Source organism: Tetzosporium hominis, from assembly GCF_002265435.1.
Classification (GTDB): Bacteria; Bacillota; Bacilli; order Bacillales_A; family Planococcaceae; genus Chryseomicrobium; species Chryseomicrobium hominis.
Window position 1 is genome coordinate 1 of record NZ_NOKQ01000252.1, and the last position, 17,088, is coordinate 17,088.

Annotated in this window: 13 protein-coding genes; 6 read left to right on the forward strand and 7 right to left on the reverse strand. The window is 46.8% G+C overall.

Annotated elements, in window-relative coordinates:
• Both CF394_RS11535 and CF394_RS11540 read left to right on the forward strand, forming a co-directional pair.
• Positions 1-350: transposase (locus CF394_RS11535; protein WP_165767443.1), on the forward strand; the 350-nt coding region annotated here is incomplete at its 5' end.
• Positions 351-724: 374 nt separating this feature from the next.
• Positions 725-1,819, forward strand: a complete 1,095-nt coding sequence (locus CF394_RS11540) for a flavin monoamine oxidase family protein (protein WP_094943811.1) — start codon at positions 725-727, stop codon at positions 1,817-1,819.
• Between the two features lies 1 nt (position 1,820).
• Here the strand turns inward: CF394_RS11540 and CF394_RS11545 are convergent, their stop codons facing one another.
• Positions 1,821-2,393, reverse strand: coding sequence for a TetR/AcrR family transcriptional regulator (locus CF394_RS11545; protein WP_094943812.1), 573 nt, complete (start codon positions 2,391-2,393; stop codon positions 1,821-1,823).
• 154 nt (positions 2,394-2,547) lie between these two features.
• Between CF394_RS11545 and CF394_RS11550 the strand changes: the two genes are divergently transcribed.
• On the forward strand, positions 2,548-3,306 hold the full coding sequence (locus tag CF394_RS11550; protein WP_094943814.1) for an SDR family oxidoreductase: 759 nt from the start codon (positions 2,548-2,550) through the stop codon (positions 3,304-3,306).
• Positions 3,307-3,477: 171 nt separating this feature from the next.
• On the opposite strand, the gene helD is transcribed toward CF394_RS11550, so the two are convergent.
• Positions 3,478-5,718 (reverse strand): RNA polymerase recycling motor HelD, encoded by a 2,241-nt coding sequence (gene helD / locus CF394_RS11555; protein WP_094943815.1) that lies wholly within the window; start codon positions 5,716-5,718, stop codon positions 3,478-3,480.
• A gap of 181 nt (positions 5,719-5,899) precedes the next feature.
• On the opposite strand from helD, the gene CF394_RS11560 reads away from it, so the two are divergent.
• Positions 5,900-6,682: an SDR family NAD(P)-dependent oxidoreductase gene (locus CF394_RS11560; protein WP_094943817.1), complete on the forward strand. Its 783-nt coding sequence runs from the start codon at positions 5,900-5,902 to the stop codon at positions 6,680-6,682.
• Positions 6,683-6,732: 50 nt separating this feature from the next.
• On the opposite strand, the gene CF394_RS11565 is transcribed toward CF394_RS11560, so the two are convergent.
• From CF394_RS11565 to CF394_RS11585, 5 genes are all read right to left on the reverse strand, one after another.
• Complete coding sequence (locus tag CF394_RS11565) at positions 6,733-8,364, reverse strand: glycerol-3-phosphate dehydrogenase/oxidase (RefSeq protein ID WP_094943818.1); 1,632 nt, start codon at positions 8,362-8,364, stop codon at positions 6,733-6,735.
• 163 nt (positions 8,365-8,527) lie between these two features.
• Positions 8,528-10,027, reverse strand: coding sequence for a glycerol kinase GlpK (gene glpK, locus CF394_RS11570; protein WP_094943820.1), 1,500 nt, complete (start codon positions 10,025-10,027; stop codon positions 8,528-8,530).
• A 68-nt stretch (positions 10,028-10,095) separates the two neighbouring features.
• Positions 10,096-12,114 (reverse strand): alpha/beta fold hydrolase, encoded by a 2,019-nt coding sequence (locus CF394_RS11575; protein ID WP_094943821.1) that lies wholly within the window; start codon positions 12,112-12,114, stop codon positions 10,096-10,098.
• 206 nt (positions 12,115-12,320) lie between these two features.
• Positions 12,321-12,854 (reverse strand): glycerol-3-phosphate responsive antiterminator, encoded by a 534-nt coding sequence (locus CF394_RS11580; protein ID WP_094943823.1) that lies wholly within the window; start codon positions 12,852-12,854, stop codon positions 12,321-12,323.
• Between the two features lie 241 nt (positions 12,855-13,095).
• Entirely contained in the window at positions 13,096-13,512 is a 417-nt protein-coding gene (locus tag CF394_RS11585; protein WP_094943824.1) for an Ohr family peroxiredoxin, read from the reverse strand.
• 104 nt (positions 13,513-13,616) lie between these two features.
• Between CF394_RS11585 and CF394_RS11590 the strand changes: the two genes are divergently transcribed.
• Both CF394_RS11590 and CF394_RS11595 read left to right on the forward strand, forming a co-directional pair.
• A complete protein-coding gene (locus tag CF394_RS11590) occupies positions 13,617-14,060 on the forward strand; it encodes a MarR family winged helix-turn-helix transcriptional regulator (RefSeq protein ID WP_094943826.1) in 444 nt (147 codons plus the stop codon).
• 248 nt (positions 14,061-14,308) lie between these two features.
• Entirely contained in the window at positions 14,309-17,080 is a 2,772-nt protein-coding gene (locus tag CF394_RS11595; RefSeq protein ID WP_094943828.1) for a bifunctional diguanylate cyclase/phosphodiesterase, read from the forward strand.
• Positions 17,081-17,088: the final 8 nt, after the last annotated feature.

A 17,088-nucleotide genomic window follows, 5' to 3' on the forward strand; every position in this document is an offset into this window, starting at 1 on the left:
AGGTCGCACGGGCATGCCTTCGTGAAGACGAGTTCATCAAGGACATCTATTACGGATTACAACATATGCGATTTGTATTGAAGTCGACTACATCTGGACAAGCTTCTCGTCGTCTGAAAGAGTGGATCGACCGTTTCATGTTTCATCCATGTGGGCCGCTGGCCAAGATTGCGAAAGCTGTTATAGTGCGTCAACGTGAGATGGAAAACACAATACTCTCGCCTTTCTCTAACGGAAAAATAGAAGGTACAAACAATAAAATCAAGCTAATCAAACGAAGAGCTTTCGGGTATCGTAATCTGAATAACTTCTTCACGAGGTTAAAACTTGAACTAGGAAGCTCAAAATAGCAACCACGAGTTATGGTGATGAACCCCCTTTTTTACAGAATACCAAATTGTTGGGAATTCCAATAGAGGGAACCCATTTCATTTAACTAGAAAAAAAGACAGTTGAGCTTTAACACTCCTCTGTCACCAAAACTTATTCACTAGTTGTATACGTGTAGTACTCCTGAGCATGATGCACTCGGAACCCAACGGATTCATAGAGACGCAAGGCGTTGGCGTTCGTCGCTTCGAGTTCCTCAATCGTTCGCATGCGACGTCTCCTCCTTTGGCATCCAGCGGTCTTGTATTTCTATAAGGAATGAAATGATTGAGTTTGAGTGCATTCAGATGCATCCTTTCGGGTTGTGTGATTAGATGAAACGAGAGGTGATGATATGAAACCAACAGTAGTCATTGTCGGCGCGGGCTTGAGTGGTCTGTTTGCGGCGACGTTACTAGAAAAACGAGGCATACCGTGCCGGATTCTAGAAGCACGTGATCGTATAGGCGGTCGCGTCGTGACAACGAATGTACCGGGTAGCGGCGCATTTGATTTAGGACCGACCTGGTTCTGGCCTCATTTCGAATCGGAAATGGTAGCACTCACTAGAGAGCTTGGCCTCCCTACGTTTCCTCAACACACAGAAGGCGCGATGTTGTTCGAGCAGTCTCCGCATGTCGCGGCGAGTCGCCATCTGGTGCCAGAAAGCCCTGAGAGCAGGTCGCTCCGAATTGCTGAAGGTGTGGAACGACTGATCTCATCGCTAGCGGCTACTCTCACCAACACTCCCATCGAACTCGGCAAGTCCGTTATAGCAATCCACGAGCAGGAAGAAGGCTGCGTTGTAAATGTGACGACTGCTTCAGGTAGCATGGAACAGATTCAGGCTTCGCATGTGATCTTAGCAATCCCACCTCGTGTCATTCTTCGAGATATCGTGTTTCAGCCGGAGCTACCAAGCGAGACTCAAGCCAATCTGGCCTCAAAAGCGACGTGGATGGCTGGACAAGCAAAACTCGTTGCTGTGTATGACAGACCATTTTGGCGCGAGCAAGGACTTTCCGGATTTGTCTCCAGTCGCGTTGGTCCGATGCAAGAAATCCATGATGCGTCTCCGGACTCTGGAAGCGGCGCGTTGTTCGGCTTCTTCGGACTTCCGGCTCAGCTGCGCCAACAACTTGGAGAAGACGAGGTCAAGCGCTTAGCATTAGAACAACTCACTCGTCTATTCGGAGAACAGGCAGCGGAGCCTGTTCAAGTACTTTATAAAGACTGGTCGACTGAGACAGTGACGGCAACACCGGAGGATCTAGAGCCCCTACGAGACTTCCCTCCCTATGGCTTCCCACCTCTCTCAGGTTCGTGGACAACTACTCTTGCCTTCGCAGGAACAGAATCTTCAAATGCGTTTGGTGGCCATTTGGAAGGTGCACTCAGGTCAGCACGGGCAGCTTGTGACCTGGTCTCAAGTTCCACGGGGAACAACTGAATCAGTTTGGCTGGTGTGTCAAGTTCAAGATTTTAACGAGCTGTTCGTTCATATGCTGTGCTGATTCATTGAAGTCGTGACGGTACCAGTGGAGGATCATGCCGATGATGGCATTCGCTTGATAGGCACAGTACATCTCCCTGTCGACTTCCGGATGATTCCAAGACGTCGCATGGTCATTAAGGAACAGCTTCTGAATCTCTTCGAACAGCAGATAGTAGTAGAGTAGAGGGACATTTTGTGAGAACACGATAGAGTAGAACGGCTGGTACTTCTCGATGTGATGAAAGATACGGATGGTTGATGGGTCGAGTTCAGATGTCTTTAACACAGAGACATGCCGATACGGTTCCTCGTAAGACTTTGCGAGGTCGGCCGTGATTTCCCGGAAGTATTCTTCGAATACGTCGCCGATTTGTTGGTAATGAAGATAAAACGTTCCCCTGTTGACGTTCGCCAACTGGCAGATTTCCGTAATCGTAATCTTCTCGAGCGACTTTTGTTTCAATAATGTCACGAGTGCCTTATGAAGCGCATCTTTCGTCTTAATAACACGCAAGTCTGTTTTGGCCATTATTTTTCTCCTTTCTAAACAAACAAGATTAAAATGTTTAGTAGTGAACACTTTCTTGTTTTTTGATAATTGCGACAATTTCTATGCCTTAGTATACTTTTTATTAAACATGTGTTCAATAAGAAATGCCATTTCATTGAAGGAGGCCGCAATTATGCGACTACAAGACAAAGTAGCGATCGTAACAGGCGCCGCATCAGGTATGGGAAAAGCGATTGCAGAAGCGTATGCCAAGCAAGGCGCTAAAGTGGTAGTTTCAGATTTAAACGGAGAAGGAGCAGAAGCCGTAGCAGCTGGTATTAAAGAAGCCGGCGGTCACGCATTCGCCATCCAGACGAACGTGGCGGAATCTGCTGATTTTGACAAACTGTTTGAGGAAACCGTAAAGGCTTATGGTCATCTCGATATCCTCGTGAACAACGCGGGCATCATGGATGGCATGGAGCCTGTCGGCGAAGTCGATGATGCTCGCTGGGACCGTGTTTTTGCGGTCAACACGACATCTGTCATGCGCGCCTCCCGTCTAGCAGTGAACCATTTCTTAGAACGCGGACACGGCGTGATCATCAACAATATTTCTGTCGGCGGTCTCTACGGTGCCCGTGCAGGTGCTGCCTACGTGGCATCGAAGCATGCCGTCGTCGGTCTGACAAAAAACACAGCTTTCATGTATGCGAACAAAAACATTCGCTGTAACGGCATTGCACCTGGTGGCGTCGAAACCAACATCGGCTCTTCTATGACGAGTCTAAGCGAATACGGAATGGGACGTCAGCAATTAGGTATGGCTATCAACCCTCGAATGGGCAAACCTGAAGAGATTGCTCATCTTGCCGTGTTCCTCGGCTCCGATGAATCAAGCTTTGTGAACGGACAAGTCATTGCGGCGGACAGCGGCTGGACAGCTTATTAATTAGTAGTGCGTGTAACCAAAATCCGAGAAATTGGGGTTTGGTTTTTTTAGTAAGGGGTTGTGTATATAGGTTTCGGGGCGGTTTGTGCCCCTGGCTTGCTGGTTTGTGCCCTAAGCGAATTTCTCTCCATAAAAAGAGCATCGAACCGAAATCGGTCGATGCTCTCTTCCTTAGTTTTCTAGCAACCGTGTCCGTTCCCCCACACTGAACAGTTTGAGTTCATGCATCGCCCGCGTGCACACGGTATAGAATGTTCTACGAAGAGACTCATCCCCATATACAAAATCGCTCGCGTTGTAGACGATGACCGCTTCGTACTCCATGCCTTTTGCGAGGTACGACGGGATGATGACAACACCTTGTTCGCCAACAGTCGATGTGGTCGTGATCAACTTCGCTCCACATGTCTTCCCTAAAGCCGCATACGCTTCTTCACTCTCCTTGGCAGAAAGACAGATGATAGCGATGTGCTCGTGTCCTGCTTGTTGAAACTCATATACTTGCTGCTCGATGGCTTGGTGAAGCACTCGTTGGTCCGCCACCTCTGTCAGTGTCGGCTCGTTCCCATGACGTTCGAACGGAACAATTGCGTCTCCGTTTGGAATCAATTGCTTTGTGAACTCCACGATTTCTTTAGTCGAGCGGTAACTGCGTCCGAGATAATACGCGCGAGTCTCATCGTTCGGATAGAGACTTGCTATGTCTCCAAAGTCTGAACTGTGCCGCGCATGTGCGAAGATCGCCTGGTTAAAATCGCCGAGGATGGTCAGCTGTGAGTTCGGGTAGAGCTGCCGGATCACAGCAAACTGGAACGGTGAGTAATCCTGTGCTTCATCAATCACCACATGACGAATTGAACGGTTCGCTTCCACTCCTAAGAGCTGTTGCTTCAAATAGACATAAGGCGTGGCGTCTTCATACAACAAGTGATTTCCCTGTGGCTGCTCTTCCTCTGCAAAGAGTTGACGGTACGTGCTTGCCACATCTACAAACCCAAATTCTCGAATGTGTTTTAGGACCGGTTGGAGCTGTTGCTGGACGACAAACTTGGCGAGTCGCTGCGGAGTCATGTCATAGTCAGCTGCTGCCGCACGCGAGAGTCCCGCTCGCTTGGCAAGGATCTGATGCGCCTTGTGATACTGCTCGTTGGTCATTAAATCCATCTTGTGCTGCACCCAATCTTCTTTCCATTCGCCTTTTAGACGTTGCTTCACCACGTTCATCAAGTCTTCCGCAAGAGCCTCTAATCGGTTCGGTATCGATTGAGACGAGGGTTCCTTGTAAAACCTGTCGGCAATCTCATCCGCACTCAGCAAGACCTCCCCTCGAAAGCGAATCGGTCGGAACTGTAGCCCCGACTCTTTTAATTGGTCGATGTAGTCGGTCATGCGCTGCAAAAAGTCCGCAGACGCTTTCCATTCGATAGCTTCAAGACGAGACGTAAAGTCTGGTGCAGCTTGTTGTGTATAACTAAACTCGAGTTGGTCAAACGGTGTCTCTGCCGTAAATTCTGGCTGTAAATGTTCATTCAGATACTGCTGGAACGTCGTCTGACGCATGTTCTCTTCCCCGAGTTCCGGCAACACGTTGGCCACGTAATGCGCAAAAAGCTGATTCGGTGAGAACAGCAGGATCTGATCGCTCGTGAGCGTGTTGCGGTAGTGATACAGAAGGTACGCAATACGCTGCATGGCCACAGACGTCTTGCCGCTTCCTGCTGCCCCGTGAACGATCAGCACCCGACTGCCGTCATGGCGCACGACCTGATTCTGTTCCTGCTGGATGGTCGCTACTATAGATCCCATCTGATCGTTGGTGCCATGTGCGAGCACTTGCTGCAGGATTTCGTCACCAATCGTGAGTCCCGTATCGAACATCGCCTCGAGCTGCCCGTTCTTAATCACATATTGCCATTTCTTTTCGAGTTTTCCGGTTACGGTGCCACCTGGCGTCTGGTACATGGCCGATCCCGGTTGGTAATCATAGTAAACACTTGAGATCGGTGCTCGCCAGTCGTAGACGTAAAATCCGTCCTTGGATTCGTCTCGTAACGTCGAGATACCGATATAGACAACTTCTGCCTGCTTTTCCCCGTCCTCTTTGAAGTCAATTCGACCAAAATAAGGTTTGTCTTGCATCCGGTTCAACACTTCAAGACGTTTGGAGGCCTGTCCGTGCAAGGTCTGGCGGACTGCCAACTCTTGCGCTTCTTGACGAAGCCCGATAATCGTCTCGAGGTAATCGTCAAAGGAATCTGTGTTGACTCGCACTTCATCCCAAAATTCACGGCGAATCCGAATCACTTCTTCTTTTAATCGAGACGCATCTCCGTCTAGCAGAAATCGCTCCTTCGCAATGGCCTCTTGCACCTGTTGTAACCACTGGGATTCTTGCTTCAGCTGCTGCTCCATCCAATCGCCCCTTTTCTCGAGTGAAAATGCTTGACACTTGCAAAATGTATATAGTATGATTAATGTAAGGAAATCTTTATACATTTATTATTCAAGCGCATCTCTCTAAGTTTATCATAGAGGTGCGCTTTTGTCATGTATGATACTATCAGAGTAATCACACAATTTTAGGAGGATGATCATGGAACTTGGACTTTCTCAAAAAGTAGCGCTGATTACAGGTGGCAGTAAAGGAATCGGTTTTCAGACTGCCCTAGACCTATCTCACGAAGGTACTTCTGTAGCTATCGTCGCCCGCAATGAAGAAGCCCTACAACAAGCCAAGCAAAAAATTCTTGAAGCGACAGGTCAAGAAGCACTCACTATCTCAGCAGACGTATCGCAAGAAAGCGAGTGTCAACGTGCCGTTGAAGAAACTGTTGCTCATTTTGGCAGTCTACATATTCTCGTCAACAACGCAGGAACTGCAGCAGCCCGTTCGTTCGAAGATGTAGACGGCGAAGCATGGCAGAATGACCTCGATTTGAAGCTCGGAGGCACGATCCACTGTTCACGTTATGCGATTCCACATATGAAACAACAAGGCGGTGGCGCTATCGTCAACTTGACAGCGGTAGTCGCCAAGACTCCTCCTGCAAGTAGTTTGCCGTCATCTGTCAGCCGTTCAGCAGGTCTTGCCCTGACTCAAGCTATGAGTAAAGACCTCGGTAAGCACAACATTCGAGTCAACGCTGTCTGTATCGGATTGATCCGCAGTGACCAGATCGAAAAGATGTGGCAAAAACAGCGTCCGGACTTGACGTGGGATGAGTTCTCGCACGAGACAGGCAAGACGATTCCACTCGGTCGCATAGGAGATACACACGAGGCTTCCAACGTCATTACGTTCCTTGTATCTGACGCAGCTTCTTACGTTACGGGTACGTCCGTCAACATTGATGGCGGTTCCGGAAACGCCTTGTAAACATGTAAACCTCGCTTCCCTTTTTTAACGGAAAGCGAGGTTTTTGCGTTCTATTCGATTGGTTCAACCGCATCTATCAGGAGCGTTTCTAACTCATGTTGATGCCGCTTAGACTCCTCTTCAGACCAGTTGAAACGGTCAGCTAAGTAGTTCTGCACAGCTAGTTTCTTCTCTCTGACCCAGTCGATATGGAAGAACAGAGCACCGGTTCTGCGCACAAAGAAGTCAGCAGGTGTGTAGACGAGTTCTTCCATTATTCCGTACTCCAGCATGGCATACGTCAGTGGATCCAGCTCTGCTGCTGGCGCTTCCGTATATAAAGTAAACAACTTCTCTACATTCGAGCCGTAACGCTGGATCAAGAGTTCCGCTTCGTTTGGTGCGATGCGTAGTTCCGCTGCCCGTTTCAGTTGCTGTTGTTTGAAGGCCCGGAAGCCCGCTGAACCGCCGACGTCTCCTCCTGAAAGCGGCAAATGTTGCGTCTTGGTTTTCGTTGCAGGCCGCCCCTGTACTTGTAGGACTCGATCGACGATCTGCTCTGCCATCTTGCGGTATCCCGTCAGTTTTCCTCCTGCTATAGAAAGAAGCCCGCTCTCGGATTCAAACACCTCGTCCTTACGCGAGATCTCAGATGGCGACTTGCCGTCTTCATGAATAAGCGGCCGTACCCCTGACCAGGTAGATTCCACATCGTTTTCCGTCAATTTCAGATCGGGGAACTGATAACGGATGGCCGCGAGCACATAGTCAACATCCTCTTTTGTCAGCGTTGGGTGCGTCGGGTCTTCTTTGTAGACCGTATCCGTCGTTCCAACATACGTCTTCCCTTCACGAGGGATAGCAAAAATCATACGGCCGTCTTCCCCATCAAAATAGATGGCCTGGCGAAGTGGAAACTGTTGCTGATCAAACACTAGATGAATCCCTTTTGTCAGTAGGAGCGACTTCCCAGTCCGAGACCCGTCTGCTTCTCGAAGTGTATCAACCCATGGCCCTGCTGCATTGACGACTGTCGTAGCACGTGCCTCAAAAGCTGTCCGATTCAGTTGATCTTGTAGATGCACTCCCACAATCTTTCCTTGTTCATAAATAAACGAGTTCACTTTGACATAGTTAATCGCTAGTGCTCCTAGTTCTACAGCTTTTTTCATCACTTCCATCGTCAAGCGTGCATCGTCCGTCTTGTATTCTACGTAGTACCCTGCGCCCTTTAACCCTTCTTTTTTCAAAAGAGGCTCTCTCGTAAGGGCTTCTTCACCTGAGAGCATTTTACGGCGTTCTGCTTTTTTCACTCCTGCCAAGAAGTCATAAACGCGAAGCCCTACATTTGTGCTGAGAGGACCAAACGTACCGCCTTTATAGAATGGCAGCATCATCCACTCGGGAGTGGTCACATGTGGTCCGTTCTCATACACGATTTCACGTTCTTTCCCTACCTCCGCGACAATTTTGATTTCAAATTGTTTGAGATAGCGTAAGCCCCCGTGGACGAGCTTCGTCGATCGGCTTGACGTCCCTGCAGCAAAGTCTTGCATCTCGACTAAAGCCACACGCAACCCTCGACTCACCGCATCCAGTGCAATACCGGCACCAGTAATGCCACCTCCTATCACGAGTAGATCCCAAGTCTCCGACTCTAATCTTTGTTTGACCTCTTGTCGTTGTAGATTTGAAAATGTCATTATGTTCTCTCCCTTGTAGGGAACGAAAAAAAGAGACCACAAATCGCCTTTTATCCTGTAGATAAAAGGGATGCGGTCTCTCCGTTCTCGGTCCGATAGATTAACTTGTCTTTAGTATTAGTATACCATGTTGAGCCTTGCGCTTCTATTGAGGCGACTTTCCTCAGTTTGGATTTTTATAGGATCGTGTCGCTGCCACAGCCTGCTTCCAACCAGAATACAGCTGCTCTCTCTTCGCTTCCGGTAGTTGCTCCTCGAAGGTCCGGTCTATTTGACGACGCTCTGCGATTTCTTGCTTGTCTGTCCAGAATCCAATCGCAAGACCGGCTAAGAATGCTGCTCCAAGCGCAGTTGTCTCATTTCCTGACGGTCGCTCAACGGGAACTCCTAAAATGTCGCTTTGGAACTGAAGTAAGAAGTCATTTTTGACGGCTCCACCATCGACTCGCAAGGAGGAAATGGCAAGTGTCGAATCCGTCATCATCGCTTCTAGGACGTCTCGTGTCTGATAGGCCAGAGACTCTAGCGTCGCGCGTATAAAGTGTTCCTTTGTCGTGCCGCGTGTCAAACCAAAGATAGCACCACGGGCTTCACTGTCCCAATAGGGCGTACCAAGCCCAACAAACGCCGGCACCATGTACATACCCTCAGTCGAGTCCACTCGCTTGGCATAGTTCTCGCTGTCCATCGCGTGATCGATCATGCGAAGACCGTCACGCAGCCACTGAATCGCAGAGCCAGCTACAAAAACGCTGCCTTCTAAGGCATAGTCGACCTTACCGTCCATTCCCCAAGCAATCGTCGTCAGCAAGCCATGCGTAGAACGAACGCGGTCTTGTCCCGTGTTCATCAACATAAAGCTGCCCGTACCGAACGTACTCTTCGCCATTCCTTCTTCAAAGCACGCTTGACCGAATAGGGCCGCCTGCTGATCTCCTGCCATTCCGGCAATCGGCACCTCTAGTCCAAAGAAGTGATAATCCTGTGTATAGGCGTAGATTTCAGAGGACGAACGAACATCTGGCAGCATTTGTTTGGGAATCGTAAACAGCTCAAGGAGCTCATCGTCCCATTCCAGGTTCGTGATATCAAACAGCAACGTCCGAGAGGCATTGGAATAATCGGTTACATGGACTTTTCCTCCGGATAGCTTGTAGACGAGCCATGTGTCCATCGTGCCGAATAGCAGATCTCCCTCATTTGCTAGCTCCCGAGCACCGGGTACTTCCTCTAAAATCCACTGAATCTTCGTAGCTGAGAAGTAAGGATCGATTAACAACCCGGTCTTCTCTCGAATCAGATCTTCATGACCCTGTTCTCGAAGCTTCCGGCAGATGTCCTCCGACTGACGGGATTGCCAGACAATCGCTTTATGAATGGGCTGCCCTGTCTTCTTGTTCCAGACCACCGTCGTCTCGCGCTGATTGGTGATGCCAATTCCTTCGATTTGCCGAGGCTGGATGCCAGCTTTCCGAATCACTTCTGCAATACAAGATTGCACCGAATTCCAAATCTCAACAGCATCATGTTCCACCCAGCCTGGTTTCGGAAAGTGTTGCTCAAATTCTTGTTGCGCCACTTCCACAATCTGTCCCTGTTTGTTAACCAGTACAGCACGAGAGCTCGTGGTCCCTTGGTCGAGTGCCAACATAAACCGTTCCATAGTAGTACCTCCAGTAAGTTGCAAATAAAAAGTGAGAAGGGATGGCCCCTCTCACTCTTTATCAGGTATTAAAATACAGTGTAAAGAGCCGTATTTGCCAGTGTAATCATAGTCAAAAGCAAGGTATTTAAGAATGTACCGACATACACATTTCCTGTTCTGCGGTAGAAATAGCGATTAAAGATTGCCGCAACTGTCAGCATCGGCACCAGTCCGATGACGATGATAGAAGATAACGACTCTGCTGGATAGCCAGCCGTTCCTGTCGCAAATAATAAACCGTAATGGTAGGCCAAGTACAGTAAAAGGCCTCCGATAAAGTGCACGATCGAGACTGCGTATCCCTTCCAACCGTTGAAGCGCTCAGAAGATGTGTTGATGTTAATCGAAAGACCTACGATGAAGTAGTAGATCAAGAACAGTGGCGCGTAACGGAACAATGCCCAAACGTGCTGGTCCTCAAATGTCTTCACCGCTACCGTCCACAGACGGAAATCCACTTTCCAAATCGCATCTACAAGATACAAGATTCCGTAACCGATCAAGATTGCTACAACAGCTGAAGCTAGCGCCGCTAAGATTGTCTTGATGCCTGCTTTAAAACCGTAGTCAGCAAAGCGTGTACCACGTTCTTGACGAGACACGAAGTGATAGCCAATCAAGATGAGAAGAGTCACGATAGCTACATTGATAGCCCAGTAAGCAATCGGATTTACTGTTGGAGCCCCAAAGAATTCTGTTGTCTCAAAGAAACGAGCCTGTTCACGCAAGTAGAAGTACTGCACGATACTCACTAGCAAGACAAGTCCTGCTCCAACCTTCACGTTTTTCGCAGCACCTTTTACGAATCCTGCAATTAAGATGATGGCAGATAGTGCAATAGTGATTAAGCTGATTTGGCGAAGTAAACGCATACCGGATTCATCTCCGCTGTAAAGAGCAGCGAAGAACAGTGCCGGATATAAAATCCCAACAGCAAGTAATACAAGTCCTGTGAGCTTTTCGCCTGACGTCTGTGGAGCTGGTAATGTATTCGCTTTATCTGTCACAGCCCATTTGAAGAACGGCAGCTGTGTAAGAAGGCGGATGACCGGGATGAACAGCAAGAAGAAGCCGATCAATGCCACGAACGAGAACCATTCTTTCCACATCCAGCTCTGACCATCTTCGCCAATCGTCACAACGTCTCCATACTCTTCAAACGCCATGTCATAAAAATCAATCGCAAACGCAGTAGAAGTTTGAGAGAAATGATTCCAAGGGTGTGTCTCATTCGGCTGGTAAATAACACGCATGCCGCCATTGACGTCATACACTTCATTCGCATTTGCCGTTTCAAGACCACCTAAAAATCCAAGACCTTCCGGTGTGGATACGTAGTCTTTCTTCACAACTGGTTTCCCAGCAGCAGCCGCTTCTGCATTGAAGAAGAACTCGTCATAGTTTCCTGCAATCTTCCCAGAAGGACGAGGGCCGTATGAATCGTTGATTTGCTCATCTGTATATCCAAGCGCTTTGACCCATTGATAGTCCGAGCCCATCGTCAGGGAACTGTGAATCTTACGAACACCTGAAGACTGGAAGTCTATTTCATCTAACATCACAGCATGTGTCGTCGAGAACCCACCCATCGAGTGACCCGAGACAGCGATGATTCCGTTACCGTCTGCATCTTTCAATACATACTCTTGTTCATACATATACTGGACGGCATCATAAATGGCTTGTGGCCAGAAAGAGAAGAATGGAATCGGCTTCTCTTGTGTGTTTGTTGAATGTCCATGATCGTATTGGTCTAAGGCTAGTACGACATAGCCTCGTTTGGCCATCTCAATCACTTGAGCGTCTTGCATTTCTCCAGAGTTTAAATAACCGTGTGTCGCAATAAGTGTCGGTCTTGCTTCTTCATCTGCGCCATCAGGCTTGTAGAGAAGACCGGACAGTTCACCGCGCTCCGTTTCAAAATAAATTCGAGAGACATCGACGTCTCCCCCTGCACTGTTAAAGGATGAAGCCACTAAACTTCCCACTAAAATAAGAACAAGTGCAACAGCTAGTAAAATGAATGATTTCTTGTTGTTCTTCATGTCCAATCCCCTTTGTAAGTAGTTTCAAGCAAAAAATGTGGTCACTCCTTTCCCTGTAAGACCATAAAAAAGACACACGAAATCACTTTGGTTAGTTCCAAAGTACTTCATGTGTCTCGAGATCTCATCACATTTGATTAACTTACGACCAAGTATATAGTCACGTGAAAGCGGTGTCAACAAGTGTTTGAAATTTTTTACGATACTTACCACAAATTTGTGTTAGAGGTAGTAACAACAGAGGCACCGTGCGACAGAGCACGATTTACATCTTCCTGGCTCTTGATGAGTCCCCCTGCAATCACCTTGATCCCTGTCTTTTCTTTTACTTCTTGCAGAACTTCCGGAATGACTCCGGGCAGGACTTCAATATAATCCGGTTGAATCTTTTGGCACGCACGCAAGTTGTGGTCTAGCGCCACACTATCAAGCGCAAACAATCGTTGAATCCCAATAATATTACGCTTTTTCACAAAGCTGATTACACTAGAACGAGTAGAAATGATGCCGTTGACTTTCACATTATTGATTAAGTATTCAAGTCCATACTCATCGACCTTTAATCCTTGAATCAAATCCGCATGCATAAATACTTCCTTGCCGTGCTTTTTTGCGTATTTGACGACGTTCTCTACTTGAGACAACCTCGATTCTAAAAGAATGATCTGCTGATGGTCTGACTTTAACGCCAACTCAAAATCTTTCATATTCCGAATGGCTGGTATGACCTTATTACACATAGTGTTCCCTCCGCTAAGCTCAACTTTTTCTCTATTTTGCGGAACTCGAATTAAAATTACAAGTTTCTTTGCTTTTTAATCTGGCATGTAGAAGAAATCATGCTCCTATGTAGAATAAACCCCTTCGCATGGAGAACAACGAGTAGCCTCTTGCAGAACAAACACCTCCTCTTGCAGAAGAATGACCGCTCAACCCGCAAAAACCCCCAGAGAACAGATCTCCGGAGGCTCCTTGACCACATTATGCAGTTTTAACTGTAAAGTCCACATTCACATTATTGCGGATTGCATTCGAGAACGGGCAGATCTGGTGTGCTTCGTGAACTAGCATCTCAGCAGTTTCCTGATCAACACCTTGGATTGTCACGATCATCTCTACAGAGATTGCGTAGCCTGCATCACCTTTATTGAGTGATACGTGAGAAGTGATCTCAGAACCGGCGATTTGCGCTTTCTTTTGCATCGCTACAATATTTAGAGCGGAATCGAAACAAGCAGAGTACGCACCCGCGAACAATTCTTCCGGTGTCGTCTTCCCTGTCATATCCACGCCTGGCATTGGCATGCCTAGGTTCAAGTCATAAGTTCCTGTTTCAGAAGTGACGCGTCCTTGACGGCCACCGACCGCTGTTGCAGTTGAAGTAAATAGTTTTTGCATAAGTAGTTCCTCCTCGAATTTTCTGATATAATTAAGTTGTATACAATTTAATTTTACACAATAAAAATAATCTTGCAATGAATATGCACAAGGAGGACTTCTCTATGGAAGCTTTACATCTATCCAACCAACTGTGCTTTCCGTTTTATGCTGTGTCAAAAGAAATCACGAAACGATACCGACCTCTATTAGAGCCTCTTCATCTGACTTACCCGCAGTACTTGGTCATGCTCGTCCTTTGGGAGACAGATCAGGTGTCTTTGAAGACCATCGGCAAACGACTCCATCTTGATTCAGGTACCCTTACCCCACTCGTCAATAAACTTATTTCGCAAGGCTACCTTGAAAAGACACGCAATCCTGGAGACGAACGGCAGCTTGTCGTTCAGCTCACAGATGAAGGCCGAGCACTCCAAAAGCAAGCTGAGTCGATTCCTGAACAACTTGCTGAGGTCCTTGGTCTCAACGAAAATGAATACTTTGCTTATCAGCGCATGCTCACCGATTTGTCCATAAAGCTTGGATTAACCGACGATGCAACATGCTAAAACATCCACTTACTTCGAATTCACTTTGGATTCGAAGTTTTTTTATTTATCTAGGACTAAAGATAGTTAATTAGACCCTGTTGCCATAGTTTCGAGAACTGTATCTAACAGACCATATTTTTTTCGAATATTATTGCAATAAAATGGCGTTTACCTGTTAATATGAATATATATGATTAGTTGTCAGTGACTAAAGAGCAAATTTTTGAAATCTTAGACCTATATCTAATTGTTAGGAGGTTTGTAACATGTCCCAAGATCACTCGAGGTATTCTCGCCTTGCCAACATCACGAAAATGATCAACATGAAGCTCGATTTACGCGAAGTCATGGAGCAAGTCACACTGGCCATTTCAGAAGAAATCATGCGCTGCGATTCTGTCGGCATCTATCTACCACAACCAGACGGCACGTTCAGAGGATATGTCGGGAAGCCGGAAATTATCAATGGGCGTACACTGGATATGCATGTCATTGATACCGATTATGATTTATTAGCAAAAGAAGTCATTGAAACTAAGAAAACTATTTATATCCCTGACACCTCGAAAGACAACCGTCCGGATCCTCGTGCAGTAGAAGCATTCAAAATCAAGTCTCTCTTAGCGTTGCCTATTTCCTACGAGCAGGAACTGTTTGGCCTCGTATTCTTGTTTGATTATGGGATTCCGATGAATCTGACAGACGACGAGATTCAAGCAGTGGAAGCCTACGTCAATATGGCTGCCGTAGCGATTCAAAACGCCACCAATCTAACCAAAAAAGAGAAATTGTTGAATGAGAAGCAATTGCTCCTGGATGTATCGCGCGATTTGTCGATGTATACGACGCTACAGGAGTGTTTTGATAGCTGTTTCTTCTATATCCAACGTGTTCTCGACAACCCAAATATCGGTGTGCATCTAATGGATCCTATTGCACAGAAACGGATTCGTCCTGCCAAGCTGAGCAAAGACAGTGACTGGACAGAAGAAGAATGGTTAGAGCCCCATAAAGAAATGAATTTTGATGAAAATACAGATGCTCTTGTGATGGAAGTGTTGGAAACGAAGAACTATATATACGTTCCCGATGTTTTTACAGATTCCCGTCCAGATCATAATCTCTGTCGAAACTTTGGAATTTATGGCTTGGTCATGTTCCCTATCATCACTATGGGAGAAGTGCTCGGTCAGATTTCTGTAGTGACTCTCGAGGAGAAAGCACCTCTTTATACGGAGAGTCAGTTGCAGCTGACACAGTCCATTATTGACACGATGGCTTCTGCCCTGTCACACCTTTTATATATGGAAAAGCAGGACATCATTATTGAAGAGCGAACCTCGGAAGTCCTGGAGAAAAATAAAGAGCTTCAACATGTGGTCTCGGAATTGCAACACCTGAGCCGTGAGAAAGAATTGATTTTGAACTCTGCTGGTGAAGGAATCTTTGGTTTAGACCTACACCGTAACATCACTTTCTGCAATCCGGCAGGAGCCACTATGCTCGGATACGAATCGGAGAGTGAACTAATCGGAAAATCCGTGCATGTCATCATGAACGGCCAATCTATGGAACGCAAAGAGATTGCGTCGGACGAAACCGACTCTTATTTTGAAGAATACAAGGTGTTCTACCGTAAAGACCACTCCACGTTCCCTGTTGAGTATGTGACAGCGCATATCAAAGAAAATAGCGAAATCGTGGGCGAAGTTATTACGTTTAAAGATATCTCTCAGCGGAAGCAGCTTGAAGAGAAAATCAAATACTATGCGTATTTTGATAGCCTTACTGATTTGCCAAACCGTGTGTTATTAATGGACCGCATCACACAAGGCTTGAAATATGCCAAGAAGAATGATGAAAAAGCTGCCATTCTGTTTTTAGATTTGGACCGCTTCAAAGTCGTCAATGACTCTCTCGGTCATAGTTACGGAGACATCCTGTTGCAAGAAGTGGCAAGTCGTTTAATGACTTGTGTACCTGAAGGAGCTACGGTTTCTAGACAAGGTGGCGATGAATTCATGATTTTCCTGCCACTCGTCAAAGAGGAAAGCGATATTTTGAAGGTCATCAAGTGTATCGATGCTGTATTCGAGAAGCCTTTCCAGTTTCAGCAGCATGAGATGTACATCAAAACGAGTATCGGAATCAGTCTGTTCCCTGAAAATGGGGAATCAGCTGAAGTGTTAATCAAAAATGCGGATACGGCGATGTACAAATCTAAAGAGCGTCCAGGGACGAGCTTCCACTTCTTCAGTGAAGAGATGGACATCCGCTCGTATGAAACGATTCGCATAGAAAACGATTTGTACCGTGCCATTGAAAAAGATGAACTGTACCTACATTATCAGCCGCAAATCGACTATAAGACGGGCCAGATTGTCGGTGTGGAAGCCTTGTTGCGCTGGAATCATCCAGAACATGGTTTTATTCCACCTGATCGGTTCATTCCGCTCGCAGAAGAGACTGGGCTCATTGTGCCAATCGGTGAATGGGTCTTACGTACAGCATGTGCTCAGATGAAACAATGGTACGATAGCGGCTTAAAACTCCCTCGTTTATCTGTAAACTTATCGGTCCATCAATTTGAGCATCAAGAACTGTTTAACACGATTGAATGTATTTTAGAGGAGACTGGACTCGCACCAGAGTACTTGGAATTAGAATTGACAGAGAATTTGATTGTAAAGAATACGGTTCAGACGCTACAGACGATGGAGAAGTTGAATGCATCTGGCATTAAGATTGCTATCGATGATTTCGGTACCGGCTACTCATCTCTTGGCTATCTGCGCAATCTTCCAATCTCTAAATTAAAAATCGATAAGTCCTTCGTCGACTTGATGGTGCAAGACGATGCAGCGATCACCAACACCATCATTACACTCGCTCAGAACCTTCGCCTTGAAGTCATTGCAGAAGGCGTTGAAACGAAGGAACAAGCAGATTACCTACTGCAACAAGATTGTTTCTTGATGCAGGGCTACTACTTTAGCAAGCCAATCCCACCAGAAGAGATTTACACCAAATACGCGTAAGTGAGGAG

Coding starts and splice junctions, on each gene's coding strand:
- CF394_RS11540 (WP_094943811.1), top strand. CDS start 725: ATGAAACCAACAGTAGTCATTGTCGGCGCGGGCTTGAGTGGTCTGTTT.
- CF394_RS11545 (WP_094943812.1), bottom strand. CDS start 2,393: ATGGCCAAAACAGACTTGCGTGTTATTAAGACGAAAGATGCGCTTCAT.
- CF394_RS11550 (WP_094943814.1), top strand. CDS start 2,548: ATGCGACTACAAGACAAAGTAGCGATCGTAACAGGCGCCGCATCAGGT.
- helD (WP_094943815.1), bottom strand. CDS start 5,718: ATGGAGCAGCAGCTGAAGCAAGAATCCCAGTGGTTACAACAGGTGCAA.
- CF394_RS11560 (WP_094943817.1), top strand. CDS start 5,900: ATGGAACTTGGACTTTCTCAAAAAGTAGCGCTGATTACAGGTGGCAGT.
- CF394_RS11565 (WP_094943818.1), bottom strand. CDS start 8,364: ATGACATTTTCAAATCTACAACGACAAGAGGTCAAACAAAGATTAGAG.
- glpK (WP_094943820.1), bottom strand. CDS start 10,027: ATGGAACGGTTTATGTTGGCACTCGACCAAGGGACCACGAGCTCTCGT.
- CF394_RS11575 (WP_094943821.1), bottom strand. CDS start 12,114: ATGAAGAACAACAAGAAATCATTCATTTTACTAGCTGTTGCACTTGTT.
- CF394_RS11580 (WP_094943823.1), bottom strand. CDS start 12,854: ATGTGTAATAAGGTCATACCAGCCATTCGGAATATGAAAGATTTTGAG.
- CF394_RS11585 (WP_094943824.1), bottom strand. CDS start 13,512: ATGCAAAAACTATTTACTTCAACTGCAACAGCGGTCGGTGGCCGTCAA.
- CF394_RS11590 (WP_094943826.1), top strand. CDS start 13,617: ATGGAAGCTTTACATCTATCCAACCAACTGTGCTTTCCGTTTTATGCT.
- CF394_RS11595 (WP_094943828.1), top strand. CDS start 14,309: ATGTCCCAAGATCACTCGAGGTATTCTCGCCTTGCCAACATCACGAAA.